This window comes from Nitrococcus mobilis Nb-231, assembly GCF_000153205.1.
Lineage (GTDB): Bacteria > Pseudomonadota > Gammaproteobacteria > Nitrococcales > Nitrococcaceae > Nitrococcus > Nitrococcus mobilis.
Genome location: NZ_CH672427.1, coordinates 451,873 through 478,405 on the forward strand (window position 1 = coordinate 451,873; position 26,533 = coordinate 478,405).

The 26,533-nt window shown below is 60.8% G+C and carries 31 protein-coding genes and 2 pseudogenes; 17 read left to right on the forward strand and 16 right to left on the reverse strand.

The window, feature by feature from the left end; genetic code table 11:
• Genes NB231_RS19320 through NB231_RS02080 form a run of 3 tightly spaced genes read left to right on the forward strand, consistent with a single transcriptional unit; the run spans position 1 to position 765 of the window.
• Positions 1 to 156 (forward strand): CheW domain-containing protein, encoded by a 156-nt coding sequence (locus NB231_RS19320; protein ID WP_004999332.1) that lies wholly within the window; start codon positions 1 to 3, stop codon positions 154 to 156.
• 17 nt (positions 157 to 173) lie between these two features.
• Entirely contained in the window at positions 174 to 371 is a 198-nt protein-coding gene (locus tag NB231_RS02075) for a hypothetical protein (protein ID WP_156776862.1), read from the forward strand.
• The gene (locus NB231_RS02080; RefSeq protein ID WP_004999334.1) at positions 364 to 765 is read left to right on the forward strand and encodes a DUF2802 domain-containing protein; all 402 of its coding nucleotides are present in this window, start codon (positions 364 to 366) and stop codon (positions 763 to 765) included. Before NB231_RS02075 ends, NB231_RS02080 begins: the two co-directional genes overlap by 8 nt.
• 13 nt (positions 766 to 778) lie before the next feature.
• Here NB231_RS02080 and NB231_RS02085 read toward each other — a convergent pair whose 3' ends face one another.
• The 3 genes from NB231_RS02085 to NB231_RS02095 form a co-directional block, all read right to left on the reverse strand.
• The gene (locus tag NB231_RS02085; protein ID WP_004999335.1) at positions 779 to 1,945 is read right to left on the reverse strand and encodes a ChaN family lipoprotein; all 1,167 of its coding nucleotides are present in this window, start codon (positions 1,943 to 1,945) and stop codon (positions 779 to 781) included.
• 33 nt (positions 1,946 to 1,978) lie between these two features.
• On the reverse strand, positions 1,979 to 2,551 hold the full coding sequence (locus NB231_RS02090; protein ID WP_004999337.1) for a hypothetical protein: 573 nt from the start codon (positions 2,549 to 2,551) through the stop codon (positions 1,979 to 1,981).
• 97 nt (positions 2,552 to 2,648) lie between these two features.
• Positions 2,649 to 3,206 (reverse strand): NADPH-dependent FMN reductase, encoded by a 558-nt coding sequence (locus NB231_RS02095; RefSeq protein WP_004999339.1) that lies wholly within the window; start codon positions 3,204 to 3,206, stop codon positions 2,649 to 2,651.
• A gap of 164 nt (positions 3,207 to 3,370) precedes the next feature.
• Here NB231_RS02095 and NB231_RS02100 point away from each other — a divergent pair, with 164 nt between their 5' ends.
• From NB231_RS02100 to NB231_RS02110, 3 genes are all read left to right on the forward strand, one after another.
• Positions 3,371 to 4,801, forward strand: a complete 1,431-nt coding sequence (locus tag NB231_RS02100; RefSeq protein ID WP_004999341.1) for an RtcB family protein — start codon at positions 3,371 to 3,373, stop codon at positions 4,799 to 4,801.
• Between the two features lie 129 nt (positions 4,802 to 4,930).
• The gene (locus tag NB231_RS02105) at positions 4,931 to 5,380 is read left to right on the forward strand and encodes a CBS domain-containing protein (RefSeq protein ID WP_004999343.1); all 450 of its coding nucleotides are present in this window, start codon (positions 4,931 to 4,933) and stop codon (positions 5,378 to 5,380) included.
• A 144-nt stretch (positions 5,381 to 5,524) separates the two neighbouring features.
• The gene (locus NB231_RS02110) at positions 5,525 to 5,992 is read left to right on the forward strand and encodes a CreA family protein (RefSeq protein WP_004999345.1); all 468 of its coding nucleotides are present in this window, start codon (positions 5,525 to 5,527) and stop codon (positions 5,990 to 5,992) included.
• Positions 5,993 to 6,194: 202 nt separating this feature from the next.
• Here the strand turns inward: NB231_RS02110 and NB231_RS02115 are convergent, their stop codons facing one another.
• From NB231_RS02115 to NB231_RS02130, 4 genes are all read right to left on the reverse strand, one after another.
• On the reverse strand, positions 6,195 to 6,608 hold the full coding sequence (locus NB231_RS02115) for a CBS domain-containing protein (RefSeq protein ID WP_004999347.1): 414 nt from the start codon (positions 6,606 to 6,608) through the stop codon (positions 6,195 to 6,197).
• A gap of 326 nt (positions 6,609 to 6,934) precedes the next feature.
• On the reverse strand, positions 6,935 to 8,323 hold the full coding sequence (locus NB231_RS02120) for an alpha/beta hydrolase (protein ID WP_004999348.1): 1,389 nt from the start codon (positions 8,321 to 8,323) through the stop codon (positions 6,935 to 6,937).
• Between the two features lie 137 nt (positions 8,324 to 8,460).
• A complete protein-coding gene (locus NB231_RS02125; protein ID WP_004999351.1) occupies positions 8,461 to 10,056 on the reverse strand; it encodes an FMN-binding glutamate synthase family protein in 1,596 nt (531 codons plus the stop codon).
• 104 nt (positions 10,057 to 10,160) lie between these two features.
• Entirely contained in the window at positions 10,161 to 10,862 is a 702-nt protein-coding gene (locus NB231_RS02130; RefSeq protein ID WP_332247718.1) for a phosphoribosyltransferase, read from the reverse strand.
• A 268-nt stretch (positions 10,863 to 11,130) separates the two neighbouring features.
• Here NB231_RS02130 and NB231_RS02135 point away from each other — a divergent pair, with 268 nt between their 5' ends.
• Positions 11,131 to 11,493, forward strand: coding sequence for a SpoIIAA family protein (locus tag NB231_RS02135; RefSeq protein WP_004999356.1), 363 nt, complete (start codon positions 11,131 to 11,133; stop codon positions 11,491 to 11,493).
• A 32-nt stretch (positions 11,494 to 11,525) separates the two neighbouring features.
• On the opposite strand, the gene NB231_RS02140 is transcribed toward NB231_RS02135, so the two are convergent.
• The gene (locus NB231_RS02140; RefSeq protein WP_004999357.1) at positions 11,526 to 12,986 is read right to left on the reverse strand and encodes a phospholipase D-like domain-containing protein; all 1,461 of its coding nucleotides are present in this window, start codon (positions 12,984 to 12,986) and stop codon (positions 11,526 to 11,528) included.
• Positions 12,987 to 13,219: 233 nt separating this feature from the next.
• Here NB231_RS02140 and NB231_RS02145 point away from each other — a divergent pair, with 233 nt between their 5' ends.
• Positions 13,220 to 14,056: an HDOD domain-containing protein gene (locus NB231_RS02145; protein ID WP_040661604.1), complete on the forward strand. Its 837-nt coding sequence runs from the start codon at positions 13,220 to 13,222 to the stop codon at positions 14,054 to 14,056.
• Between the two features lie 315 nt (positions 14,057 to 14,371).
• Positions 14,372 to 14,767 carry an acyl-CoA thioesterase gene (locus tag NB231_RS02150; protein WP_004999362.1) on the forward strand — a complete coding sequence of 132 codons (396 nt, stop codon included), beginning with the start codon at positions 14,372 to 14,374 and terminating at the stop codon, positions 14,765 to 14,767.
• Positions 14,768 to 14,859: 92 nt separating this feature from the next.
• Here NB231_RS02150 and NB231_RS17305 read toward each other — a convergent pair whose 3' ends face one another.
• The 3 genes from NB231_RS17305 to NB231_RS02160 form a co-directional block, all read right to left on the reverse strand.
• Positions 14,860 to 15,078 (reverse strand): hypothetical protein, encoded by a 219-nt coding sequence (locus NB231_RS17305; protein WP_156776865.1) that lies wholly within the window; start codon positions 15,076 to 15,078, stop codon positions 14,860 to 14,862.
• 188 nt (positions 15,079 to 15,266) lie between these two features.
• Entirely contained in the window at positions 15,267 to 15,440 is a 174-nt protein-coding gene (locus NB231_RS17310; RefSeq protein WP_084766202.1) for a DUF4142 domain-containing protein, read from the reverse strand.
• 169 nt (positions 15,441 to 15,609) lie between these two features.
• Entirely contained in the window at positions 15,610 to 16,167 is a 558-nt protein-coding gene (locus NB231_RS02160; protein ID WP_004999365.1) for a cytochrome P460 family protein, read from the reverse strand.
• Positions 16,168 to 16,290: 123 nt separating this feature from the next.
• On the opposite strand from NB231_RS02160, the gene NB231_RS02165 reads away from it, so the two are divergent.
• The 6 genes and pseudogenes from NB231_RS02165 to NB231_RS02195 all read left to right on the forward strand — a co-directional run bounded on the left by NB231_RS02165 (position 16,291) and on the right by NB231_RS02195 (position 22,480).
• Entirely contained in the window at positions 16,291 to 17,187 is an 897-nt protein-coding gene (locus NB231_RS02165; RefSeq protein WP_004999366.1) for an AraC family transcriptional regulator, read from the forward strand.
• 514 nt (positions 17,188 to 17,701) lie between these two features.
• On the forward strand, positions 17,702 to 18,658 hold the full coding sequence (locus NB231_RS02170; protein WP_004999367.1) for a YjgN family protein: 957 nt from the start codon (positions 17,702 to 17,704) through the stop codon (positions 18,656 to 18,658).
• On the forward strand, positions 18,655 to 19,731 hold the full coding sequence (locus NB231_RS02175; RefSeq protein WP_004999368.1) for a M48 family metallopeptidase: 1,077 nt from the start codon (positions 18,655 to 18,657) through the stop codon (positions 19,729 to 19,731). Before NB231_RS02170 ends, NB231_RS02175 begins: the two co-directional genes overlap by 4 nt.
• Before the next feature lie 232 nt (positions 19,732 to 19,963).
• Positions 19,964 to 20,197 (forward strand): hypothetical protein, encoded by a 234-nt coding sequence (locus tag NB231_RS18200; RefSeq protein ID WP_156776866.1) that lies wholly within the window; start codon positions 19,964 to 19,966, stop codon positions 20,195 to 20,197.
• Positions 20,198 to 20,471: 274 nt separating this feature from the next.
• Positions 20,472 to 21,035, forward strand: a pseudogene (locus NB231_RS02190) (MASE1 domain-containing protein); the annotation flags it as partial.
• A 143-nt stretch (positions 21,036 to 21,178) separates the two neighbouring features.
• The gene (locus NB231_RS02195) at positions 21,179 to 22,480 is read left to right on the forward strand and encodes a sodium-dependent transporter (RefSeq protein WP_004999375.1); all 1,302 of its coding nucleotides are present in this window, start codon (positions 21,179 to 21,181) and stop codon (positions 22,478 to 22,480) included.
• A 52-nt stretch (positions 22,481 to 22,532) separates the two neighbouring features.
• On the opposite strand, the gene NB231_RS02200 is transcribed toward NB231_RS02195, so the two are convergent.
• Together NB231_RS02200 and NB231_RS02205 are read right to left on the reverse strand one after the other, a co-directional pair.
• A complete protein-coding gene (locus tag NB231_RS02200; protein WP_004999376.1) occupies positions 22,533 to 23,123 on the reverse strand; it encodes a DUF4202 domain-containing protein in 591 nt (196 codons plus the stop codon).
• A gap of 178 nt (positions 23,124 to 23,301) precedes the next feature.
• Positions 23,302 to 23,841, reverse strand: a complete 540-nt coding sequence (locus NB231_RS02205) for a macro domain-containing protein (RefSeq protein WP_004999378.1) — start codon at positions 23,839 to 23,841, stop codon at positions 23,302 to 23,304.
• A 213-nt stretch (positions 23,842 to 24,054) separates the two neighbouring features.
• Between NB231_RS02205 and NB231_RS02210 the strand changes: the two genes are divergently transcribed.
• Both NB231_RS02210 and NB231_RS02215 read left to right on the forward strand, forming a co-directional pair.
• Positions 24,055 to 24,639: a DJ-1/PfpI family protein gene (locus tag NB231_RS02210; RefSeq protein ID WP_004999379.1), complete on the forward strand. Its 585-nt coding sequence runs from the start codon at positions 24,055 to 24,057 to the stop codon at positions 24,637 to 24,639.
• A gap of 29 nt (positions 24,640 to 24,668) precedes the next feature.
• Positions 24,669 to 25,637, forward strand: coding sequence for a cation diffusion facilitator family transporter (locus NB231_RS02215; protein WP_004999380.1), 969 nt, complete (start codon positions 24,669 to 24,671; stop codon positions 25,635 to 25,637).
• A gap of 267 nt (positions 25,638 to 25,904) precedes the next feature.
• Here the strand turns inward: NB231_RS02215 and NB231_RS20205 are convergent.
• The 3 genes and pseudogenes from NB231_RS20205 to NB231_RS18895 all read right to left on the reverse strand — a co-directional run.
• Positions 25,905 to 26,099 (reverse strand): annotated as a pseudogene (locus NB231_RS20205) (IS1096 element passenger TnpR family protein); the annotation flags it as partial.
• Positions 26,009 to 26,320, reverse strand: coding sequence for an IS1096 element passenger TnpR family protein (locus tag NB231_RS02220; RefSeq protein ID WP_004999381.1), 312 nt, complete (start codon positions 26,318 to 26,320; stop codon positions 26,009 to 26,011). The pseudogene NB231_RS20205 and the gene NB231_RS02220, both read right to left, overlap by 91 nt.
• An 11-nt stretch (positions 26,321 to 26,331) precedes the next feature.
• Complete coding sequence (locus NB231_RS18895) at positions 26,332 to 26,496, reverse strand: IS1096 element passenger TnpR family protein (protein ID WP_004999382.1); 165 nt, start codon at positions 26,494 to 26,496, stop codon at positions 26,332 to 26,334.
• Between the last annotated feature and the right edge of the window lie 37 nt (positions 26,497 to 26,533).

Below are 26,533 nucleotides of genomic sequence, written 5' to 3' on the forward strand. Positions count from 1 at the left end.
GTGGTCGAGGTTGCCGATATTCGCGCGGTGCAGATCGATAGCACGCCGGGGATCGGCAGGCGAGAATGCGTACGCTACCTCCACGGGGTCGTCAGCCGGAATGGTACGCCGCTGATCCTGCTCGATAGCGTTCGGTTGTTCGCACAGCAGGAATGAGATCGGAGCGCCGCACTTTGAAGGCAGTGAAGGCTATGGCGGATCTGGAACCGATCAATCCCTTGCACCCGATCCAACCACCGGGTACTCAGCAACGTTCGCCTGATCGGCGTTGGCACGACCACCCGCGCCGCTCCGATGTGCCTGCCGAGGGGACCACGGATGATGCCGGCGAGCGGCACGATTCTGATCCTCTAGTGGATGATTATGCCTGAGGTACTTTCTTGGTACGCTCTGGCCGTGATCATTGCGCTCGCCATAGCGAGTTTACTCGTTGCCGCGCGCGCGCTGTCGAGGTTTTCCCGCCTCGCAGCGCGTCTGCGTGATTTGGAGCAGGCACAGGCGCAACTCGCGGAGCATTTCCAAGGGCTGACGGCTGGCGCCATTGGCCAGGGGCGGCAACTTGCTCAGTTGGAACAGCAGCTTGGCCGGTTGCGGGAGCGCCTGGATCAGCTTGCCAGCAACGACAGTGGCGGCACCGCCTTTAACACGGCAATCCGGTTGGCGCGTAAGGGCATCTCCGCGCGCGAGATTATGGAGACGTGCGGGCTCAGCAAGATGGAGGCCGACTTGGTGATTCTCTTGCATTACGAGCGTGAGGAGAGTTAGTGGAGTGCGCGCATCAGTGCAGGATGATCTCAAAGGTGAGCGGGTGTTTCTCGCCGAGTCTTGCTGTGCGTTGCACGCGGAGCTGCATTACATCGCCCGGCGGATGATCCCATAGTGCCACGCGCACGTCGCTGATGGTTTTCACCGGCTGGTCGTTGATCGCGAGCAACACATCGTCGGTCTTCACCCCCGCCGCTTGCGCCGAGCTGTTATCGGTGAAACTGTGCACGATGAGGTGCCCCGCTTTAGGCAGTAGCGCAAGGCCTAGCCGCCCTGGCTTGGGCAATTGCCGTGCGGCCGGCAGCAGCAGGTAATCCGCTAGCCCAGCTTGCAGCGGACCTTCCCAGCCGGGCAACAGGATTGCACCGTCGATCCCGGTGCGCCTGCGTAGCCGGTTAGGGATGCCGGAGCCATGAGCCAGATGGCCGGAGCCGGCCAGTATCACCATGCGGGTGTTCGGATGCATGTCCAGGTAATGGGCGGCACGTTGAGCCATCCCCTCGTCCCAGAGCAGCTGTACGGTGTAGAAGTGCTCGAAGTCGACTTCGTCGTGGTCACCGTGTGAGCGGTAGACGCGCTTGAGACGGCGTCGATAATCCGTATCCGTACGATCAAGCCGGTCCGGGAGCCATTTACGCAGAGCGGGGGACAGTGTGTCGAGATCCTGTCGAGCGGCGGCTCGGGTAAGCTCCGTGGGCAGATTCAGGGCGATGACTGGAATACCGTGCGCCCGAGCGAAGCGCAGTATGGGCACGTAGAGACGAAAGTCGTAGCCCCAGCGGTCGTAATATTCGCTCGCCTGCAACAGTGCCCGCGCATCGATCGCCCCCGCGAGGTAACGGTCTATGGCCTCCTGGAACGGCTGTTGGAACCACTCTACGCCGATGGCGAGCGGCTGCGCCTGCGCAGCCAGGTGGCGTATGACCTCGAGCTGGATGCAGTGATCTTGTAGCCGCTTGTGAAACTCACCGACGAATACGACGCGTCGAGCGTCGAGTTGTGCTTGGATCTGCGCCAGTCGGGGCAGGTCCGTCAGTGGCACCGCCGGGGTTTGCGCCAGGCTAAGCGCACTAGCCTCGCGTGGCTCGGTCGCCGCCACGGCGCTGGATATGAGCACTAAGGCCAGCAACTGGCAGACGAATCCCAACGTGGTTGCGCCGTACAGACGATAGATTGACATACGCCCTATGTTAGCCGGTTATGTATGACACCACTAATTGCCCGAGTCATGGGCGTCGGGGGCTTGATCATGCAGCACCGCGTGTATTTTGGCCGCCACGAGCCTGCGGAAGCCTTCCCCCGGTGGGAAGCGCTCCTCGCCGCCGGCGTCATAGAGAATCGTAAGACGGCTGCCGCTGCCGTTTCGATCGATAGCGATCTCGATCATGCTGGTGTGGCCACCGATCTCGCTTCGTGCCTGCATGCTGTAACCGGAGCGAGGTGTCGTCCGATGGCGGGGAGTGGCGTCCTGTCGGGGTGAGCTGGACGAGGTGGCTGAGGCGGATGCGGGTTTATCCGGGGTCTGGAACCCAAACGCCTGTTTGATGCGTGCGTATGCCGTAGCTACGTCCTGCTCCGAGGTGAGCGTGAAGCGCACCGCCGTGGTTTCCGCGACCGGTTGGTTCGTGCGGCGTTTGGTGCAGCAATGTTTGGTGCAACACTCCTCGTAATCGGTCTTCAGTTCCTGGATCTCGCTCTGGTGCCCGCGGTACGGTGTGACGTCCGCTTCCGTGCCCGCACAGCCGGTGGCAAAAGCTAGGGCGCTGGCGGCGAGGGCTATTATCATTGTTCTGGAAGCGGTGTATGGCATCGCCGGGACTCCGTTGTTGATTTTCTCCGAGCGTGAGTTATCCACAGAGCCGTGCTTGCGGACTTCCACCCGGTCAGGCCAAGCCCGTTCTGATGGCTGCTACGAAACCATGAACGAACTGTTGCAGCTGATCGCGTACCTGAGCGTTCATGATCGCGCCCGTCTCATCGAACACATCCCCGGCGTGCGAGACCAGCAACCGCCCGCCGAACCAGGGCCGCATACGCAGCGTTCTCAGCACCGGTAGCCAGGCGCTTTGAGCGAGTACTGTGCCGAAACCGCCCGGTGTGGCCCCCATGAGGGCTACGGGGCGGTTGCCGAATACAGCGGGGATGTCGGCCGGCGGCCGCGACAACCAGTCGATGACATTTTTGAGCACACCGGGGATGGAGTTGTTGTACTCCGGCGAGGCAAGCAGCAAACCATCCGCTGCGGCAAGACGCGCTTTGAGCTGGGAGACCGGCTGCGGTATGCCGCCGGCTTCCAGGTCACCGTTGTAGAGTGGAATGGCCTTGATGGAGGCAATCTCGAGCGTGGTGCCGGGCGGGAGCAACTCTGCGGCGGTTCGTAGCAATGCGGCGTTATAGGAGCCCTGGCGCAGGCTTCCTGCGATACCGATAATTTTCGTCATGGCGTCTCTGTTTCCTGTGCCGTGTCCGGTCAGTTTAAGTTTATCTAAACGTTAGCGGGTGGGTGAGCCAGCGTAAATGAAGGCAACCGAGGGCGCGAAATAGCCGTGGTTTGCGCGTAACGCAAGGCACGTTCATTACCGGGTATTGAAAGAGGGCTGGGATCATGGACCTTTCGCGATTCACCAAGCGTGGCGAATTCGCTTGGGAGGTTGCTCCCCGTGAGGCCATGCACGTGCCGGCGATCGTCTATGCCGACGAGGCACTGATGCATGCTATGGACGAGAAAGTGTATACGCAGGTTACCAACGTGGCGAAGCTGCCAGGTATTGTAAAAGCCTGTTATGCCATGCCTGACGCACACTGGGGTTACGGCTTTCCGATCGGCGGCGTGGCAGCATTCGATCCGGCCCGTGACGGCGTGGTCTCGGCGGGTGGGGTCGGCTTCGATATCTCCTGTGGCGTTCGTTGTCTGCACACGGGATTGCATAAGGAGGATCTCGAGGCCAACCAGAAGCGCCTAGTCGATACGCTTTTCGAGCGGATTCCGTGCGGGGTGGGTCGCACGGGCCCCATGCGCCTACGCCGTAAGGAGTTGGACGCCATGTTGTCTGGCGGCGCCGAATGGGCCGTTTCGTGCGGTTACGGCACGCGCGTGGATCTAGAGCGGATCGAGGAGCGCGGATGTATGCGGGGTGCCCGAGCGGAGGAGGTCTCGGCACAGGCCAAAGACCGGCAGTGCGAGCAGATGGGCACCCTTGGCTCCGGCAACCACTACTTGGAGGTGCAGCACGTCGCCAAGGTATTCGATTACGAGACCGGTTCGGTCTTTGGCCTCAGCCCGGGAGACATCGTTGTGAGCATTCACTGTGGTTCGCGCGCGCTTGGCCATCAGATCGGTACCGATTTTCTCAAAAAGATGCTAGCCGCCAGCGCCGAATACGGTATCAAGCTGCCCGATCGGGAACTCGCCTGTGCTCCGATCGAATCACCGCTTGGCCAATCCTACTTAGGCGCCATGCGGGCGGGAATCAACTGTGCGCTTGCCAACCGCCAGATCATTACGTACCTCACCCGCCAAGTGTTCGCTGATGTGCTACCGAAAGCGAACCTTACTCTGCTTTATGACGTATCGCATAATACGTGTAAGGAGGAAGTGCACGTAGTGGATGGTAAACGGATGCCGCTTTATGTGCATCGCAAGGGGGCTACGCGTGCCTTGGGACCGGGACACCCCGATCTGCCCGCGGCATTCCACCCCGTTGGGCAGCCGGTGCTGATCGGCGGTACGATGGGGACCGCATCGTACGTTTTGGTGGGTACCATGGAGAGTGCCGCGCTGAGCTTCAGCTCGGCCTGCCATGGGGCGGGCCGGGCGATGAGCCGCCACCAGGCCGTGCGCCATTGGCGGGGACGAGAAGTCCTCGACGAGTTGGCGACTCGGGGTATTTTGGTGCGCAGCCCGTCCATGCGTGCCTTGGCCGAGGAGGCGCCGCTCGCCTATAAGGACGTCAGCGCCGTGGTGGATGCCGCCGATCGAGCCGGGTTGGCGCGTAAGGTGGCCAAGCTGGAGCCCGTGGTATGCATCAAGGGTTGATCTCCTGCGCGCGCTCTTGAACAGGCCACATCAGGCGCGCCCTACACACAGCCCTGCAAGATGATTCTGACAGACTTATTGTACAACCGGGGCTGGCTGTTTTGGCCGCGGTAGCTAAAAGGTGAATTCATGACGGTGGGTGAGCACTGTAATCGGGAAGTGATTGTTATCACTGGCGAGGAGTCGATCAAGGTTGCCGCGCAGCTCATGCGTAAGCACCACGTCGGTGATGTGGTGCTTGTCGAAGAGCGTAAGGGCAAACGCGTGCCCGTCGGCATCGTCACCGACCGCGATCTCGTCGTCGAGGTCATGGCGCCGGGTCTCGCGCCCGAGGAGCTTGCGGTGCGGGATATCGTTGTCGACTCTCCGTTTCTCGTGCGCGAGGAGGACAGCCTATTCGATGTCCTGGAAATGATGCGCGGGCGTCGGGTTCGCCGCGTCCCGGTGGTCGATGCGGATGGTGAGTTGGTAGGAATTATTGCCGTGGATGACTTGATCGGGCTGCTGGCCGAGATGTTGGATGACATGGCCGCGGTCGTCGGACGTCAGCGCGAGCGCGAAATCGAGCGCCGTCCCTAAAAGTGCGGGTTTGGCACCGACGCGCCGTTCCTTCCGTCTCGGCCGTCGCCATTACGCAGCAGTGCAAATCGGATAGGGATAAACGGTCCACGTTCGGATAGACTCTATTCCCATCTAACTTTTTAGCAGGTCGGGCTTGTTACCGTGAAACGATTGTGTGTCTTCTGTCTGTGTTTTCTGCCGGCCTGGCTTTATGCCGAGGAAATCGGCCACGTCGACACGGCCTTCAAATTCCTCGGGCCGGATCATAAGATTGTGGTCGAGGCCTTCAATGACCCGGATGTGAGCGGCATCACGTGCTACCTTTCCCGCGCCAAAACTGGTGGCTTGAAAGGCGCCGTAGGCCTTGCCGAAGATCCGGCACGCTTTTCCGTTGCCTGCCGTCAAGTGGGGGCGGTTCGCTTCGGCAAGTCGCTCCCGCTGAGCGAAGAAGTATTCAAGCAGGGCGCGTCGGTGTTTTTCAAGCACGTGCGGGTGGTCCGAATGGTCGACGTCAAACGCAACGCGCTCATTTACCTCATCTACTCGGATCGTCTGATCGAAGGTCATCCGGATAACGCCATCACTGCCGTGGCGCAGCTCGGCAAGGCGATTCCGATAGAGGATGACTGAAAGCGTAGAACTGCGGCGGCGAGTTGAGCCAACTTAGAGACGCTATCCGCCCGTGCTGTGACCGTTCGGCAAGCTCACGGCTCAGCACGAGCGGATACAAGAGAAAAGGTATCAATATGTTTGCCGCTCATCCTGATTTCTTGGGCTACGCTCAGGATATCCCACCTCGTACGCCCTGTGTGATGTGCTCCGAATAGCGCCGTCAGCTCGTAACGTACTTGGTCAGCTGATGGATGAGCTCCTCCTTCTCCTCAAGCAATAACAGCAACAGGTCACGCAGTGAAATGATGCCGATGAAGGCCGTGCTCTCGAAGACTAGCAGGTGTCGGCACTGGTTCTGCTTCATGAGCTTAATGCAATGCTTAACCTCATCCCGCGGTGCCACACGCACGATATCCGTGCGCATCACCTCTTTGATTTTGACCTCTCCTGGGTCACGGCGTTTTGCAACCACCTGACGCATTAGATCGCGCTCGGTGAAAAGACCGATGACACGGGATGCGCGTGTCACCACCACCGAACCGATGTGTTTATCCGACATGAGCAGTGCGGCCTCATAGGCGGATTTGTCTTCATCCAATAACACCACGAGACGTTCGATTTTTTCACTAATCATTATCATAGTGGGACTCCCTTCGATGGGACGGCAAAATGACGGCTTGGCGATTTATAGTAACCGGCCGGCGACTGTCTGCTGCTTTAGAAGACCTGTCCGTAAGCATATATCCAGTCACGCCGCTTACCGAGCCCGGTTCCGAGAAATAGTCTCCGAATTTTGCTGCATCCTTGACAGCGTGCCACGAGATCTGGGTTTATCCAGATAAATATTTTGTCTAGCGAACGAATCGCTTAATGAAATTCTGTGTTGCACCTGTATTCGATCCTCATCGGCATGAAACGGCGCCGGTAGCGGGGCGGCCTCATAACGTGTTGCACTTGGGGTCAGTGTGTTGCAGCTGGTTTTTGCAATTGGCGGATCGTATCGGCCTGCTCGGGACTCTGTGTGGAGATTAGGATCAGCTGCTTGATGAATTCGATGATACGCGGATCGTCGATGTCGTTGTGGTCGGTGATCAGCCGTTTGTCGACGTATGCGAACAAGTAGGGGTTGCGTCCGGCGGAGGTGGTCGTGCGTTCGAGCATCAAGTTGCCAAATGCAATTTTGCTGCCCTTCTTGTCGTGCGCCCAATCGGTGCTTGTTTGCATAAACAGCCGAACGCTGTCCATGGTACTCAACTCCTTCGACTGCGCGGCTTTCTTGCTGTCTAGCGGATACAGCCGATGCGTACGATAGGGCTTGAAGTGGCCTACAGCCGTGATATTGGTGTCGGACTCGCCGATGGATTCTTGCTTGCCTGTGACCGCGTTGAAGCGTTGCTGCTCACGCGTTTTCTCGAACAGCGTGGACAGCCAGCGCCCGGCTGGGAAAGCGTAGCGCGTCGCATAGTCGGCCTCCGAGGTCATCTCCAGCATCACCGGCAGCTGCGAGGGGAAGTAGGTGCCACGCTCTGTGGATATGTCACTCAGCGCCGAGAATTGTCTGGCCTCGAGCGCCGGGTTGATCAGCACTACGAGATCGCCAAAACCGCCGATGTCGCTCTGCGTGCCGGCCGGCCCGGTGGTTTGTACAAAGCGGTTCTCCAGAATTTGACCGAGGGCGGTGTGGACCACGGCGCCGCCGAAGCTGTGACCAACGATAACCAGTCGAGTGCGGTTGTGGCCGGCTTCGCTGATGCTCTTCTTGTCCCGTTTGATCAATTCGAGACGGCTCAACACCTCGGTGACGCCTCCACGGCCAACCTTTTGCGCGGTGTTCTTGCGATCCCAGAATGTCAGTTCTTTGAGCAATGGTACGGTCACAGAACCGCCTCGCCACCCGAGGTAGACGCCAACGACTTCGCGCGCCGGGGTGTCCATGAGCTTGGCGATTTGCACTTCGGCATCGGTAAGCTCTCTTAGTACCTTGCGGAACGTCTGGACGTTCGTATCGGAGGGTGCGGCGCTGTGTTTCCAGCCATGCACGAATACCACCATCAACAGGTCCTTTTTACCTGCCTCGCCCGCCAGCTTGTCGACTACGTCAGCCATTTGTTTGCGGTCCCACAGCTGGCCCTGGTCGTCGAATTCAATAAAACCGAGCAGGTAGTGATTGCCCTTGGCGGTAGGCAGCTGCTGCAGCGCGTGAGCGGCACACTCGGGCGACGGCCGCTGTGTGGCACTGACGCATACAGCCGGGTAGACGGTGCGATACTCTTTTAGTGGCGAGCAGCCGCTTAGAGCGAGAATTGCCAGAGCTGTGATTGCCGGTAGCCAGGCTTGTTTGTTCATCATCGTTCCATTTCCATGGTTTTATCGTTGTCATTGATCTGATCAATTGCTCCGTTTGCCCAGCGCTTGCCGAAGAGTTAAATGAAATTATTGGAACCCAACTCTCGGCACGAGGTGATGTGCGAACCGTTTTCGAGGCTTCACAGCACCGGCGCGAAACTCTCGGCGCGCGCCATCTCCCAATAGCGGCGATAAGTTGGCTGACCGCTGCCGTTGACCAACACGCCCGGTTCAAGAAATTCGTAGAACTCCGCGGCGGTGCGGATCTCGTCTGAGGAAATACGCAAGCAGATGTGATGCGGCTTGAGTTCGGCTGGATGATCCAGGCCAGCCGCCGCCGTGATGATCCCGAGTGATCGCACGGTGTGGTAGTGGAAACGCTGTACGTGCCGTGCCTTGTCTTCGACGATCAGCGAGCGTTGGCGCAGCCGATCCATCGTAGTGATGCCGGTTGGGCAGCGGCCGGTGTGACATTTTTGCGCTTGGATGCAGCCGAGCGCGAACATAAAGCCGCGCGCCGAATTGCACCAGTCCGCGCCGAGCGCGAGGTTCATGGCGAGCCTGCTTCCTCCGACAGCCTTGCCACTCGCACCGATGCGAATGCGCTCGCGCAGGCCGGCGCCGACGAGCGCATTGTGCGCGAACAGCAGTCCTTCGCGCAGCGGCGTGCCGACGTAGTCGGACAGTCCCAGGGGGGCCGCCCCGGTGCCGCCCTCGGCGCCGTCGATCACGATAAAATCCGGTAGGATACCGGTTTGAAGCATGGCCTTGCAGATCGCGAGAAATTCCCAGCGGTGACCGATGCAGAGCTTGAAACCGGCCGGTTTGCCGCCGGAGAGCTCACGCAGCCTGGCGACGAATTCCAGCAGTTCGATCGGCGTCGAGAACGCTGAATGCGCCGCCGGCGACTGGCAGCTTTTGCCCTGCGGTATTTTGCGCGTTGCCGCAATTTCCGCGGTGACCTTCGCGCCAGGCAACAGCCCGCCATGGCCCGGCTTGGCGCCCTGGGAGAGTTTGATCTCGACCATCTTCACCTGATCGCTTTGCGCCTGATCGCGGAACATCTCAGCATTGAATGTGCCATCGTCATTGCGGCAACCGAAGTATCCACTGCCGATCTCCCAGATGAGATCGCCACCGAACTTCTGATGATAAGGACTCAGCCCCCCCTCGCCGGTGTCGTGGGCGAAGTTGCCGAGCTTTGCACCTTTGTTGAGCGCCATGATCGCGTGTGGACCGAGCGCACCGAAGCTCATCGCCGAAATGTTGAATAGGGAGGCTGAATACGGTTTGCTGCACTGAGGGCCGCCGATGGCGACGCGCGGCATGTTGTCCGGGTCGGGATTTTCTTTCGCAACGATCGAGTGATCGATCCATTCATATTCGAGATTGTAGACATTGAGCTCGGTACCGAATGGCTTGGCATCGTCCATGCCACACGCACGTTTGTAAATGGTGCTGCGCTCGTTGTGAGTGAACGGTGCGCCATCGATATCGCTTTCAACGAAGTACTGGCGAATTTGCGGGCGAATGGCTTCCGCCATGAAGCGGATGTGCGCAAGGATCGGGTAGTTGCGTACGACGTTATGTTTACGCTGGATAAGATCGTAAATTCCGAGCAGCGCCAGCGGTAATGAGATTGTTAGCCCCCAAAGCCACGATAAGCCGAGAAAATAGCCGAGTGCACTGAAAACGAGGGTCAAAAACAGCATCAAACCGAGAGTGAAAAAACGCATGCAACATCCTCGAGCAAGCATGGGCTGTTGTAAGTATGAAGCGCCTCGCAAGCGGCCATGCGACCGCAGCCCCGGTCGCCGGCGGCGTGGGCGCAGTATGAAGTTTATTCGTCGATGGTACCGTCTTCTCTGGCTTGGCGCAGGAGTTCGATCACCTCTTCGTCACTGATTTGGCGGAAGTCCGAGAAGTGTTGTCCGACGGCGTAGAATAGGGCTGGGGCCGCCAGGCAGATTACGGTGTCGGCGGCGGCCTCGATGCGGCGCAAGGCATCCGGGGGGGCCACTCCGAGCGCGGCGATGAGTTGGCGGGGCGCGTGTTGCCGTAGCGTTTGCAGTGCTGCAATCATGGTGGCGCCGGTTGCGCTGCCATCGTCGACCACGATCACGACTCGCCCGGTTGGCTCGATGGGAGGACGCACCGGTGTATACGATTGCCGCCGCGCGCGCAGGGTTCGCAATTGAATGTCGACCTCGCGCTCGATGTACTTGTCGCTGCAAAGCCTACGGCCATGTTCGGAGAGTTGCACCGTACCGTCCTCGCTCACCGCACCTACGGCATATTCCGGGTTGCCGGGTGCCCCCAGCTTGTGTACCAGCACCACATCCAATTCACCACCCAAGGCGTCGGCGATGCGTTTCGCCATGGGTACACCCCCCCTCGGGATAGCGAGCACCAGTGGGCTCTCACCCTTGAAATACCGCAGCCGTTGGGCTAGCTGTTCGGCGGCATCCGCGCGGTCTTTGAACATTTCATCTTGCCTCCTGATAGACCGCCACTGTCCGCAAGTGCAATACGCTGCAGCGATGGCTAATGGTTTGCTACTCTTAAAGCTTAGTCAGTCATTTCTTAAGTGGCCGATATGGGAGTGCAGGCGGCGGCGAGTGCTCACGATAATCGAATTACGATTGCTGCGGCGCAGGGGTGGGGCGGGTGGCTCGCCCACGCCGCCACGCGCTGTTTTCGGCCGGGTGGTTGACCTAGACTTCAAGTTAGGTAGGCCATTGATGGAATCGGTGGCTAGGCCAGCTAGGCAGCACGATGACCAGGCGACGTAGGAAGGCGAGCGGCCAGCCATGATTGAATCACTCCAAACAGGCTCGCCGAAGATTGTCGGCTACAAGCTGAGAGGCCGACTGCATGATGCCGAGTACCGGGCATTGATGCCTGCGCTTGAGGCGATTTTGGCCGTTGAGGGCAAGCTTCGCGTCTTCGTGCAGTGTGAGAATTTCGAAGGTGTGGATATGCGCGCCGTGTGGGAGGACATTCGGTTTGCAACCAAACACTACGCGGATTTCGAGCGCATCGCCGTGGTCGGCGACGGGCGGTGGGAAACGTGGCTGGCCCGTTTCTTTAAACCTTTTACCCGGGCGACGGTAAGGCATTATAAAGCCTCGGAGCTCGCGCAGGCCTGGGCCTGGTTGCGCGCGGACCTCTAAGGCGATTCGAATGAAGGGCCGCAGTTGCCGCCTCACTCACGCGGATCCGTTTGTTGGTGCCGCCGCGCGAGTTGATACCCGCGGTACAGTAGCGCAAGGCCGCTCCAGAGGCCGAACGCGACGATTGGGTAGGCTACGAGCCGCGGGAATACCGCCAACAGCACCGAGAGCGTAAGCACTATGCCACCGGCAACGGTTGTGAGGCGCGCTTCGATCGGGCCCAGGGCACGACGATCCGTGAAGGCCGCACCGATAGTATGCCCGATTCGGACCGCCCCGGCCGCTGCACGACTGGTGCTGCCCGCTGCGCCGCTGCCGGCCTCGGCTCGCGGATGGGGCGGCTCGCCGGGCGCACAGGGCCGGCGCCTGTGATCGAGCACGACTTCCGTGGCATTGGCCAGATCTTGCAAATACATCGCCTCCATCGCGCCCGCGAACGAGTCATCTTCTACGACGGCATCGAGTTCGCAATTACCCCACCAGCTCGCGATATTCAAGTTGGTCGATCCGACCCGGGCCCAATGGCCGTCAGCGACCGCTGTCTTGGCGTGCAGCATTGCCCCGTTCCATTCGAAGACGCGGACCCCGGCTTCGAGCAGCGTGCGATAGCCTGCCCGCGAGAGCGGTCGGAGCAGCGGAATATCGGTTGCATTCGGCAGCAGCAGGCGAACATCGACGCCGTCTTTCGCGGCGGCGCGCAGCGCTTCGACATATGAGGTAGTGGCGGCGTAATAGGCATCGGTCAGCCACAGCCGCTTGCGAGCGAGTGCGGCGACGAGTTGGTCCAAGCGAAACATGCCCGCGGTTGCGGGCTCGCTCGCTACGATACGCAAACTCATATCTCCGGCGGGAGCCGGTATGTCGATGGCGTCTGCTGCGGGAAGCGGCTCCCCGGACCAAGCCCAGGTTCGAGCGAACGCGCGCTCAACTTCCACTACGGCGCGGCCGCGGATTGCCACCCCGGTATCGCGCCACGGCTCGATTTTGCGCACGGGATCGCCACGCCACATACGGCCCACGCACAGGCCAGTGACGAAAGCAACCTCGCCATCGACCGCCAACAGTTTTCTGTGGTCGCGCGAGAGCCAGCCGAGCGGACTGCGCAGCTGCGGCGGATTGTAGCAGCGAACCTCAACGCCGGCCGAGCGCAGAGCGCTCCAGAACCGCCGCGAGGCTTTCCTGAAACCGCCCATCCAATCGTAGATAAGCCGCACGGTGACCCCCTCCCGTGCCTTTTCGATCAAGGCATCGGCAAATTCCCAGCCAACCGCGTCCTCATAAATGATGTAGCTTTCGAAGTGGATGTGGTGGCGAGCCGCGCGAATTGCTCTCAGCCAGGCGGGGTAATTCTCGCCTGCATCTTTGAGCAAACGGACATGGTTGCCACCGATTAACGGCGCGCCGGCCGCTCGCGAGAAGGCTTGATCGGCAAGCTCGCGCAATGGCTTCAGAGCAACGCGCTCATCGCGTTCCAACCGCCGGGGGCCTCTCATCGCGTGTCCCTCCTTCAATGACGGGTGTTTGCCATGAACCTTACACTAGAAAAACCGTCTCCAAAATTTGAACCACTTCCATGCAGCCGTGCTGCGCTGTGTCATAATTCTTTGCTTTCAAAGCTTTTTGGGCGGCCGCTGCAACGCGATGGCGCGGCTTGCCCCGATGCGTGGGCCTAACAGTAGCAGGCTCGATTGGTTCGTTGTTATCCGGAAGCAGGGAGGGCGCATCGGTGAATGAATGTGTTGCTGGCGGAAGTCTGGCTTGGTCCACTTTACTTCAGTCTGCTATTGCCCGTGGTGAGATTGCGTTGCCGGGGCTTCCGGATCTGGCGCTGCGCGTCCGGCAGGCTATTGCCTCGGAAAGCGCAACACTCGACTCCCTGGCGCGTTTGATCGCCGCCGACGCCGTGCTGACGACCCGGATCATGAAGGTGGTTAATGCCGCCGCCTTGCGCCGTGCCACTCCGGTGAGCCGACTCGATCGGGCTATTGGAGCGCTCGGCTTCAACCTTACCAATTCGCTGGTGACGGGATTGTGTTTACTGCGTCAGACGGAGCGGTACAGTGGAGCGGTCGGCGAGCGATTGCGCGCCCATCACGAGCACGCCATTGAAGTGGCCGCGATTGCCCATTATCTCGCCCAATCCACGCCCGGGCTGGATGAGCAGGAGGCGCTGCTCGCGGGCTTGATCCACGATATCGGAGCGCTGCCCGTGTTTGCATTCGCGGCCCGGCAATCTGAGTTGGCGCGGGATGCCGCTGCCCTGGACGGACTCGTTGCGCGGCATCACCCTTCCTTTGGAGCCCGCATTCTCGTTGAGTGGCATTTCCCGGAACGGTTCGTTGCCGTAGCCGCAGAACACGAGCATGCCGACCGTCGCCACGAGGGACCAACCGATCTTCTGGATGTGGTCATTGCGGCGAATCTGCAGTCTCGCCAGCGTGTTCAATGCATGGAGGTGGACGCGCCGGCGCTGGAGCGCTTCAATCTTATTGCCGATCCTTTGGCCGGACGGGACGGGGCACGGGCTGCAATTGAGGCACTGCACCGTACTCTGGTGGCTTGATGGGTGTTTCATTTAGCCCGGAAATTTCATGAATCCGCGCCATGATTAATGATTGTGCAGCTTGTGGATTCACAGGAGTTTTCGTGAAGGAGTGGCGTATCGGTGATTACGGCCGACTGAGCAAAAACTCCTGTGGATTCAAGGGGCAAGCGAGGGCGTGTGTGATTCATGAATTTCCCGGGTTAGATGACGCTTTTTTTGCGCTCGTCGGGCTGCTGATCTTAGCCGGCACCCTGCGGCTCGGGGCATGGTGCTTCCCCCCATTGTCGCGATCCGGATAATGTCGTGCTACTCCGGCAATTAGGGGGGGCTCCAGTGTCCCGCAACGATCCCGTAACCGCACCGCCTGTCTGCGAACCTGAAATCCGCACCATCGCCATGCCGAAGGACACCAACCCCTCGGGGGATATCTTTGGTGGCTGGCTCATGGCGCAGATGGACCTGGCCGGCTCCATCGTAGCAACCCGCCACGCCCGGGGACGGGTTGCCACCGCCGCGGTAAACGGCATGAGCTTCCTCAAACCCGTGTTCGTGGGCGATGAAGTCAGCCTCTATGCGAAACTGCTGAAGACGGGGCGCACCTCCATTACCGTCGCCGTCGAGGCTTGGCGCCGGGAGCGCTTCTCCGAGGAGCGGATTCAGGTGACCGAAGCGACCTTCGTGTACGTCGCGATCGACGAGCAACGCCAGCCAAGACCGGTACCGGTATGAGCATCCGGTCGATTTTGGGGTGAGCGTCGAAATAGTGTCGTTCGATCGACTCGAAATCGACGGTCTCGGCTACGTCGGACACCTCATAAAATTTACGCGCGTAGGCCGCGGACGCGCGCCACCGCCTCAAGCCTTCCCTCCCTCAGTCCGGCAAGATGGCTGTTACGCCGCCGCAGGAACGCGCGCAGCCGCGCCGGATAAACCTTCGGCACCGCCGTTTGCACAGACGGGCGCGCGGCGAGCGTCGCTCGATAGGCCTTGACTCGCTCCAGCCCGTTGAGCAGGCCAAAGCCGGCAAGCGCCGTGTTCATGGCTTTCGCATGCGCTTCGTGCGCCTTGAAAGTCGTCAATGCTGAGCTCAGCAGGGCTTTTAAGTTCGGGATGAAAGTGCCCCCGACAACGTCGTTGACGAACCGATGGTAGGCCAGCTCGTTGGCCGCGTAACGCCGGTCGAAGCCGGCGCCGCCCAGGGTCCCGAGTCCGCCCGGATGTCGGCGGCCTATTCGCTCAGCTGTCGGCTGACGGGGTTGTCTTGTGGCGTGATGTGCAGCTTCTGTACCAGCGCCAGAGCGTGCCGATTCACGGCGCTGTGGTCGCGAATCATCGTGGCCGCGAAATTGCGCACCTGCGGATTCTCGGACAACGCCAGCGCCAGGTGCGCGTAGCGAACAATCCGGGGCCGCGTTCGGGCGAGGGTTCAAGAAGCATTTTAGTATCGGGCCGGGTGCGTATCGGCGAGCGTAGATGAAGATCCGCTGCTTGAGCATATGGCGCGCCGCCGCGTAGCCTTGACGCGGCGGCGCTACCTCTGCATTCCATGCAAACCTCAGGGCCTCAGGGCCTCAGGGCCTCAGAGTCGGGTAGCCATCGACGAACACCCAGTCGGAATGGCGTGCGGGAACATGGCATCCCCTGCAGGTTTTCTCAAAACCCTCGGAGGCGTTGACGGTCGGGTCCTCTGCCTTAAATAAAGCCCAGCCCCAGCCCTTGCTCCAATGTGGACCCTTGAAGCGGTTTTTCGCATCCTTAATCATGACGAACCAGATGGCTGGCTCGGTCGCCCACTGCGCCTGGCCCGTGGTCATCTTGCCGGCGCCGATCTTGCGGATTTCTTTTACCAGCACGGTCCCATCCTGAAATTTGCCGGTTTGACGATACCCCTTGGCAGCCTCCGGTTGCGTATACACATCGTGGAATCCGTAGCCGGGGGCTTCCGGATCGCTGACGACCCAAGAGCCAAGATGAGTCCATGCAAGGCGGAAGCCTTGTGGCAGCCGGATGGTGCCCTTCGCGTCCACATACTGCTGAAATGTTTGCTCGGCCAGGTCCGCTGCCTGCGTTGCGGTTACTACCGTCAAGGCAAGGCCGGCGCTGATCAGGCAGCTCAAAAGCTTGTTCATGGTGCCTCCTTCATTATTAGAGATGTCGGGACCGATGACTTTGGCGGCCCGCGATGAATACTGGACGAAAAACCAATACGCTTGGTATCTTTTAGTACTTAATTGTGTGCATATAGTATCGTTATGGTGGATCGGCTCGCCTCGCTTCTAAATCGTTTCGAACTCCGCGCCCGGGTGTTCAACAGTGGACCGCTGTGTTCGGCCGCTACCTTCGATGCTGTTGACGGCGTCGGTCATATCCATGTTTTGTTGCGCGGGGCGCTGCGGGTCGAAACGGCCGGTGAGGCCACCTTCGAGATCAACACGCCAACCCTGCTGTTCTACATGAGGCCGACCACGCACCACCTTGCGCCTTCTCGCCCGGAGGGGGCGGAAACGGTCTGCGGTTCCATCGATTTTGGTGCGGGTGCAGAGAACCCGCTCGCGCGGGCTTTGCCGCGTCTGCTCGTTATTCCGCTTGCCGAGTTGGAGATGCTCTCGCGTACGATCGAACTTCTATTCGAAGAGGCTTTCGAGAGCCGCTGCGGGCGGCAGGCCGCGCTCGATCGATTGTGTGAACTGCTGACGATCCAACTGTTCCGTTACCTCATGGACCGTGATCAGGTAGACGTCGGTCTGCTCGCGGGGCTCGCCGATCCGCGCTTGGCCAAGGCGCTGAACGCGATCCACGAGGACCCGGCAGACCAGTGGACGCTCGAGCGTTTGGCCGAACGCGCCGGGATGTCCCGCGCCCGCTTTGCGGCGCGTTTCCGTGCCACGATTGGGGCCACACCGGGGGAGTACCTTGCCCATTGGCGGCTTGGGTTGGCGCAAGCCTTGCTGAGGCGGGGGAAACCGGTAGCGATCGTTGCGCACGCGGTCGGTTACAGTGGCCCCGCGGCATTGGCCCGGGCGTTTAAAGCCCGGTTCGATGCTTCGCCCTTGGACTGGTTGAAACAAACGCGGACCGAGGCCGCACAAGACAGTCCTCGGGAGGCGTTCCGACCTGGCCGAATAACCCACCACCGAGCCCGTCTTTAGCCCGGAAGTTCCATAAATCCGCGCGCTGCTTAATGCTTGTGCAGCTTGTGGATTCACAGGAGTTTTTGTGAAGAAGCGGTGTAGCGGTGACTACGCCCGACTGAGCAAAATCTTCTGTGGATTCAAGGGGCAAGCGAGGGCGTGTGCGATTCATGAAATTTCCGGGTTAGATTAAGCTTTGAGCTTGTTCTCTGCTCCGAAGCGTCGGAACGATTCAAGTCAAATTCTTCGCAGACGCTAATTCATTGTGTGACGCTATTTTTGCTCTACGACGGGGATGGCGCCGCAGTGTGGGAGCGGGATGCTGCCGCTTGCAAAGTGAATTCACCCAAGACGGTGCAGCGGAGCCCAGTGCGGTGGATGGCTTTGGCCGCGCGGCTCACGTTGTCACCGCCACCGACCTCGCCGGTAACAACCGGATATACGAAGCCGCACCTGGTCAGGGCCACCGCTACCCGTGTTGAAGCAAATAATTTAAAAGCGGCTTTTTATCAACTGGAATGGGGGAGCAGCGATGCATACAGAGACAATCGGCCATCGACGCATCAGGCATTACGGCAGCGGGGGCGAGCTCTTCGCTATCTTCATCGTCAACCTATTGTTGAAGATTGCTACCCTTGGTATCTACCACTTTTGGGCCAAGACTCGGGTACGCCGCTACCTCTGGACGCAGACCGATTTTAACGGCGAGCGACTCGAGTACACGGGTACCGGTGGTGAGCTGTTGGTCGGTTTCCTAAAGGCCATCGGGCTGTGCATCCTTGTGGTGATCGGCATCACGGCCCTGAACGGGGCAGCGACGGCGCTACTGGGACCGGCGGGCCACACGGGCACGATCGTCGTATGCGCTCTACTCATTGCCTTCGCCACCGGTGCCGCACGTTACGCCAGCCGCCGCTACCGCCTGACCCGCACTCGCTATCGCGGCATTCGTTTTGGCCTGCAAGGCTCGGCTTGGCGCTACGGGATGTTTGCCTTCGGCTACGGCCTGCTTGTCATTGTCACGCTGGGGCTCGCCACACCCTGGATGCGTATGGCGTTAGACCGTTATGTCTATACCCACCAGCGCTTCGGCAGTCTCGAGTTCGAATTCGACGGCCGCGGCGGCGACCTCTTCAAGGTCTTTGCCCTGTGTTTGCTGTTTGCCATCCCCACCCTTGGGCTGAGCTTGATTTGGTACGCAGCGGCGGAAGCGCGCTACGTGGCCTCTCGGCTGCGGCTCGGCCCAGTGCGCTTTGAACTCACTGTAACCGGCGGTCAGCTCCTCGGCCTGGTGTTGGTGAACCTGCTGTTGATCCTCGTGACGTTGGGGTTCGGTCTGCCGTGGGTTGCCGTGCGTACCTTACGGTTTTTCAGCGAGCGAACGCGGATCATCGGTGAGCCGAACTACGATGCCGTATTGCAGGCTCAGGAAGCAGCGGGCGCCACCGGCGAAGGCATCGCCGACGCCTTCGACCTCGGCATCGCATGATCAGCGCGATCGAGGGCTGGTGGTCCGACGGCCACACGGCCAGCCGCCGCCGCGTGCGCCTCGCGCGTGCCGGTGGGCAACTGCGGCTGGTGGGGATCGAATCCGGGGCGGAAGCCGTCTACCTTGGCCTTGCCGACTTGCGCCTCACCGAGGAAGTCTATCGTGGCCAGCCCTTGCGGCTGGCCCATCCTGACTGGCCGGACGCTATTCTGACGATCGAGGACCACCGGCTGATCGAGTGGCTGTACGATGACGCTCCGCGCCTGCGGCGACGTTACCTCGCTCGCCACGGCGCTCGTTGGCGATTTGCCGTCTGGGGAGGGGCGCTGATCGCGGTGCTCGTCGTGCTGACCTTGGCTGTGCCGCGAGCCATGGTTCTGCTCGCGCCTTCGGTACCGGCGGCCTGGGCGGAAGCCCTAGGGGAAATTACCGTTGAGACCCTCGCCAGCAATCGGTCAACTTGCCGCGAGCCCCGAGCGCAAGCCGCGTTGGAGGAGCTTGTCGCGCGGCTTGCAGCGGGTGCCGATGCGCCCTATCGGTTCACGGTCCGGGTTTTCGAATCGCCAGTCGCCAACGCCGTCACGACGACCGGCGGTCATATCGTCATTTTTTCCGGATTACTGGAGTTGGGGCAAACTCCCGAGGAACTGGCCGCGGTTCTGGCCCACGAGATCGCCCACGGTGTGGAGCGCCACCCGCTGAAGGCGCTGCTCAGAGACATGGGCTACCGGCTGCTGGTGGCGCTCATGGCTGGTGATGCCAGCGTCGGTGCGGATCTGGTTTCCGAAGCTGCACGGCTCACGTTGGAGAGAAGCCACAGTCGGGCAGACGAGGCGGCGGCGGACGAGCTGGCCATGACGCTGCTCCACCGCGCGGGTATCGATTCGCGGGGCGTTGCGCGGCTTTTCCAGCGTCTGGTGGAACAGAAGGAGCGCACCACTGTTCCGGCCCTGCTCTCGACCCACCCCGGATTGGCCGAGCGCATCGCCGCGGCCGAGACCAGGCAGCGTTCGGGAAAGCCGGCGCTCACGTCCTCGACATGGCGGGCGGTCAGGGCGATGTGCGGGCGGTGACGGTTCTTAACAACGCCACAGCTTGCACTTCGAATCTTCGGTACGGTGCAACTCAAGCGCTTCGAAGATGCTAATATCGAAGTAACCTTGGTTTTTCTCTGAGCATTTCCTGAGGTTCTGAATAAGCATGCACGCACCCTCATTTTTGCTCTTTATTGCATCGTTCATGCTCGCCCTAGTCGCAGGAGGCAGCCCATCCGCCTCCGCCGATACGAGGAGCGTCAGCTCATCCGTGAGTAGCTCAATAAGCACGGGTTCCGGTAGCAGCTCAACGGCGCAAGCCACCATAACCGGGCAAAATGGGCTGATCATAATTAATGGCGATCGAGTCGAAGTCAAGAATGGCAAGCTTTTCTTGAATGGTGTTTCTTATGGGGCGGTGAATGAGCGATCGGTGGTGAAATACACCGTGCAAGGTAATGTGAAGAAACTGTTTGTCGATGGCGTTGCAAGAAATCCGGATTGATGATCGCAACAGGTCTGACCGGCGGTTAATTGCTCGCAATGTGGCGTGGGGGCCGAGCAGGGACATTTGTCGAGCGATGAGGGCTCACGGCGAGCAGCGCCGTGATAAGCGACGAAATCGTAGGGGATCTTCTAAAGGTTCAGCAACCAGGGAAGGAACCAGCCGCTTGCGCTCGGTATCCGCAGCCGGCATTCAGGGCGAGGCACTACACTAGCCGCTCACCTTGGCCTGCTATTGGCGGCGGAGTTCGGCGGTCTAACTCCTATGGCCCGCCTCGGGTGCCGGCTTGGTGCTGTTGCTCAAGCTCGGCTCTGGCTGGTGGTCCCTAATTGTGGCGGGGGAACTGTTTACTGGCTGGTCGCTGAGTCAGCCGCTGACCATGAGATTGGCCGGCGGTATGGCCCAAACGCTGGAAGCGTCGCTCGGCGTTTGGTTGCTACGCTGGGCCGGCCGCGTCGAGTGTTTTCGCAATCTCTCGCAAACCATCCATTTCAGCATTGCCGTGCGTCTGATTCCGCCCCTGCTGAGCGCAGGCGTGGGTACGCTCGCCCAATTTGTACACGGTCTCGTGCCGCTAGCCGATTGGCGCGCCGCGTGGTTTACCTGGTGGCTGGGGGACGCACTGGGCCTGCTGATCGTCGCGCCGGTCTTGATGGTCTGGTGGCGCTGGCTGTTCCGGGATGCGCACACCGTGCTGGCTTATCGGTTCACTCGGGATGAATACACCTTCTGCCTGAGTGTGAGTATCGGTATCGACTACGCGCAAGGCTTCTACATCCATAAGCCGGAGCCTTTGCTGAGCGCGGTCGGCGCGTCTGCCAAGTACCATGGGGCGTGAGCTAGCGACGCGTTCTGGTAGACTCTAGCCGCGCTCGGGGGGCGCCGGCGCGCTCAGGGCCTAGAAGGTTCCGTCAGATAGAGGTGGGCACGCCGCGATCTCATGAGATTTCGCTAGCCGCCGTTCGGCAAGGGGGACAGTTCGTGAGCGTGGAATCGGTACGCGGCTCGTGGTCGAATCGCCTTGGGTTTGTTCTCGCCGCCGCGGGATCCGCGGTCGGTCTCGGAAACATTTGGAAGTTTCCCTATATGGCCGGGAAGAACGGTGGGGCGGCGTTCATTTTCGTCTATATTGTCTCCGTTTTCGCAATTTGTTTGCCAATCGTGGTTGCCGAACTGATGCTCGGCCGAACGAGTCGGCGCAACCCAGTCGGTGCATTCCAGAGCCTACGGCCTCGGAGCTTCTGGGTGCTCGGCGGCTGGCTCGGTGTGCTCTCGGGCTTCCTGATCCTGAGCTTTTACGGCGTGGTCGCGGGCTGGACGCTCGACTTTATGCTCTTGAGTGCTTCTGGCAGCTTTTCCGGGGCCGGGGGAGCCGAGATCCACGCTCTGTTCGATGGCCTCGTCGGTAACGCACCACGCCAAATCTTCTGGCAGGCGCTGTTCATGGTCGCGACGATCATCATCGTGGCGGGCGGTATCGCCTCTGGCATCGAACGGGGCTCGCGTATCCTGTTGCCGGCGCTGTTGCTTATGTTGATCGGGCTGGTCGGTTTTTCACTGACGCTTTCGGGAGCGGGGGACGCTGCGGCTTTCCTGTTGACGCCGCGCTGGGAAGAATTCTCGGGGGAAAGCCTGCTCGCAGCGCTCGGTCAGGCGTTTTTCTCCCTCAGCCTCGGCATGGGAGTGATGATCACCTATGGGAGCTACCTAGGTTCTGGCGAATCACTGTCACGCTCCGCCTTTTACGTAGCATTGACCGACACGGCTGTGGCGTTACTCGCCGGTGCGGCGATTTTTCCCATCGTTTTCACTTTCGGCTTCGAACCGGCCGCGGGCCCGGGTCTCACGTTCCAGACGTTGCCGGTCGCCTTCGCCCAACTGCCGTGGGCGGGGTTGCTCGCGTTCACGTTCTTTCTGCTGCTCAGCCTGGCTGCGTTGACCTCGTCGATCTCCCTGCTCGAGGTGGTCGTCGCCTATTTCATCGACGAGTGGCGCTGGCGCCGTGTGACCGCCGCCTGGTTTTGCGGGGGAGTAACCTTCCTGGCCGGCGTTCCGTGCGCTGTCGATAGCGCTTGGATCGAGCGGCTCGACGCGCTGACCTCGAATTATTTTCTGCCGATCGGCGGTCTGTTGATCGCGGCCTTCGCCGGTTGGGTGCTCGTTCCCGCGGAACAGGAAAGCGAGCTTGGCACGAACGTTTTGACGCGAACCTGGCGCTTCATGATCCGCTGGGTGAGCCCCGCGGCTGTGGTCGCGATTTTCCTATCGCTCGTTTTGGGTTGAGTACTCTGAGCGAAGTTTTTGTGTCTCCTCGGGCGGGGGCGCGATCCGTCACTTACGCCAAAGCCTTGCGCAGCAGGGCCTGCGCATCGTCTGGCAGAGGAATCGTCATGGCCAGTTCGTGGCCACGGGGCGACATCTTGTTCCAGGTCTTGCGCACGATGCGGAGCAACTTTGTCTCCTCGTGCGCGGTGGTGAAGTCGGCAAAATAATGCGCGAGGAAGACCAGGCAGGCGGTGTCTTCCAGTGCCTGGGTATCGGGGTCGCTGCGCAGCCTCTCCTTGCGGATCATGCCGGCGACCTGTTGGCAGACCGCCTCGTCGTAGCCCGCCTCGTGCAGGATCTGTGCGGCCTGCTCGGCTTGACGATGCCCCAGCGCGCGGCGCCAGGCGAGGTAGCCGCGGCGGTCTTTCGGGTAGTTATCGCGTGGGATGAGCCAGCGTTGTAGATGTTGGGCACGAGTAGCCAACCGCAGCGCTTCTGAGGCCTGCGGCGCGACCCGCCCGAGCCATTCGCTCATGCGCTGAGCGTAGAGCAGCTCATAGGCTATTTCTTTGTCTGCGACTTGTTCTCGCCGTGGGTCCTCGGCATGCAGTGCATCGAGCCGGTCGAGGGCATTTTGAAAGCGGGCATTTCGGTCAGTCACGCATGAATCCTCCGCGCTCGATCTTCAACGTTTTTACCTTGCGATACCGATCAGATGGCTCTGGGCGAGTTACGGCGGAGCCATCTTGTGCAGCAGCGATGGACAGGGCTATCAATACCAAATCTTGGCGCCGTTCCATGCGCATTTGTGCGGCCATCGCCCAGCCTGCGCCGACACCTTAGGTCATGGGCGCGCAGCGTGACAGGGCTTCGGCATGCACGCGGTAAGCGCCTTCGTTGGCCAGCACGAGACGGATGAGCCGCACATAGTGCAGGCGCTGCGCTTCCTCGGCGAGGGTGCGCAGCGCCACCTCGGCGGCCGCCGCCATCGGATAACCGAAAGCACCGGTTGACAGTGCCGGGAAGCTGATGCGGCCGAGCCGATGCTCCTCGGCCAGATGCAGGGCATTGCGATAGCACTCGGCCAGCAACGCGGCGGCCGGTTCGTCGCGCCCGTAGACTGGCCCCAGACAGTGGATGATGTGGGTGTTCGGCAGCCGTTGCCCCGAGGTGATTACCGCATCGCCTGGGCGAATCGGCGCCAGCGGCCGGCACTCCGCGGCCAACTCCGGTCCGGCGGCCGCGTGAATCGCTCCGGCGACACCGCCGCCGGGTAGCAACTCGGCATTGGCCGCGTTGACGACGGCATCGACATCCGCCTGGGCCGTTATATCACCCACCACACACTCGACGGTGACGCTCCCGATGACGGCTTGCATGGCTACCTCCGACGCTGTGCCCGTTTCGCCGATCTGGGCAGAGGGTAGGCACTGACCACCCTCTGCGAAGTATACTCGCCGGAGCGCTGATTCGCTGGCTTTGGTAGGCGCTCACAGGCGCGTGATCGCTCCCGTGGCGCGGGCCGCTCGCTAACGATCCCGGCGGGGGCCTGATTTCCGGCCCGTTACATTCAGCATGGAGGAGCGAGACCGATGGGTACAAAGAAGATTCTGATGATCGTCGGTGATTTCGGCGAGGACTACGAGATCATGGTGCCGTTTCAGACACTGCTGGCTGTCGGGCATACGGTCCATGCGGTGTGTCCCGGGAAGAAGGCCGGCGAGCGTGTCAAAACGGCGATCCATGATTTCGAAGGCGATCAGACCTATACCGAAAAGCCGGGGCATAATTTCTCGCTCAATGCCGACTTTGCCGAGGTGAGCGAGGCTCACTACGATGCGCTCGTGCTGCCGGGCGGGCGCGCGCCGGAATATCTGCGTCTGAACGATAAGGTGCTTGAGCTGGTGCGTGCTTTCGATCGGGCGCACAAACCGCTGGCGGCGATTTGCCACGGCGCGCAGATTCTCACGGCCGCCGGGGTCATCAAAGGCCGGCGGGTGTCGGCCTATCCGGCCTGCGCGCCCGAAGTGACTCTGGCGGGTGGCGAGTACGCCGAGGTCGAGGTGACCGAGGCTGTGACCGACGGCCATTTGGTGACCGCGCCGGCCTGGCCGGCCCATCCGGCCTGGATTGCACGGTTCTTGGCGGTGCTCGGCACCCGCATCAGCCACGTTTAATAGCGCCGCAGTCAGCCTCGGCGTTGCCCATGAACACAGAGCAAAACACTTTACTGTGTTCGGTCGGCGCGGCCCTGCTCATGGGCACATTGGGGGTGAGCTTTGCGCTCATTACGAACTCGCGCGCCATCCTGCTCGATGGGCTATTCAACCTGACGTATTTCGCCGTGGCACTCGTGACCGTGCGCGTTGCGGGGCTGGCGGTGCAGCCGGATAGCTCTGAGTTTCCCTTTGGTTATGCCTATTTCGAGTCGTTGATCAACGCCGGCAAGGGCGTGCTGATCTTGGGCATTTCAGCGGTCGCGCTGATTGACTCGCTGATGGCGTTGTTCAGCGGGGGCCGCTCGGTCGCCGCCGCGCCGGCGATTTTCTATGCAGTGCTCGCCACGGCGCTGTGCTCGCTGACGGCCTGGTGGCTGCAGCGAAGGCGGCGTGAGGTGGATAGCCCCCTCTTACACGCCGATGTGCAGAATTGGGTCCTGGATGCCCTTATCTCGGGCACCGTTTTACTCGCGTTTTGCCTCGTCCCCGTCTTCCAGGCGCTCGGTTGGCCGCAGGCGATCCCGTACATCGATCCGGTGCTAGTCGCCGCCGTGGTGATTATTTGTCTCGGTGTTCCGGTGCGTATGGCCAAACAGGCGATACTGGAGTTGCTCAATCGGGCTCCGCCGGCGCTGCTCACCGAGCCCGTGACCGCGGCGATCGACCGAGTCTTGCAACGGTTGCCCGTGCGTAACCGCTATGTACGCATGGTCCGGCCCGGGCGGACGCTCTATGTGGTCGTGCACACGGTGCTGGCGGAGGATTTTCCAGTCGAGCAGCTGAGCACGCTCGATCAGCTGCGTGAAGAACTCGCCACGGCGATCCGGGCGGTGCATCCAATGGTCGTCGTCGACGCGATGTTCACGGCCGAGGAGCGCTGGGCGGCGCCGACTTCGGGTCTTCATGAGCCAATCGCGGCAACCTGCCAGCGGCGGACCTCGCCTGGGCGGCTTTAACGGCTGCGCACGGTGCTGCGCGGTGAGCCTTGCGATGCCGGTGCCGAACCCGGCCTGGAGCCTGCTCCGGCTGGCAGAGAGGGCTCACCAGGCTAAATTGCTGCACTTTGGAAAGGATCATGCTGCAGAAAAGACCTGCATCGCGCGAGTCGTATGCCGCGCCGGCTGCCCGAGCCGTTGTGCTGCCACAGAGCTCGTGCCGATGGCAGGCGCCGGAGAAAAGTCCGGCGGACTCCCATGCACGCCGTTAGACACTTGATCTGCACTTCAGCCCCGGGATCGGCGGCTCTTTCCGAAATACCTACCGAGCTCGAAGTTGGCTCGCGATGCATCGAAGTGCTCGGGATCAAAACCTTCCCCGAGCCACTCACTCAGTTCCCCATGCTCTGGATGCTTGGGATCGCTGACGGCCTCCAAGAGATGCTCGTAGCCGCCGATGCCCCCGCAATCCTGGGGCGGACAGGCGCGCTTACCACAAGGTACCTCGGTAAGGGGTCGCCCTCCTTATATGGCCGCACCTTCTCCAGCACGAGCTTATGCGGCCAGCCGTCTCCAAAATCATATTCATAGATGGCTGACGAATCTTCTGCCGGCAGAAGCTCCTGCAATTTCACGCGGGCCTCGTTCTTCACCTCCGCCGGGAAATCGGGATCGGGCGCACCAAAATACTGCTTTCCCGCCATGAACTGATGAACTAATGGAGGTGATCGTTCTCCCAGCCCCTGGCGATCTGTAACAGCTCATGGAACGTTGGCAGCGGCATATGGCTGGGCGCGAGGATACGACGCCAGATGAGAGGCCTACTTTCCATCAACGTGACCTTGATCTGATAGACGCTCGGCTTGGATTTACCTGCCATAATTGATCATCCTGTTGTTCCTTTTTGGGGCTTTTGT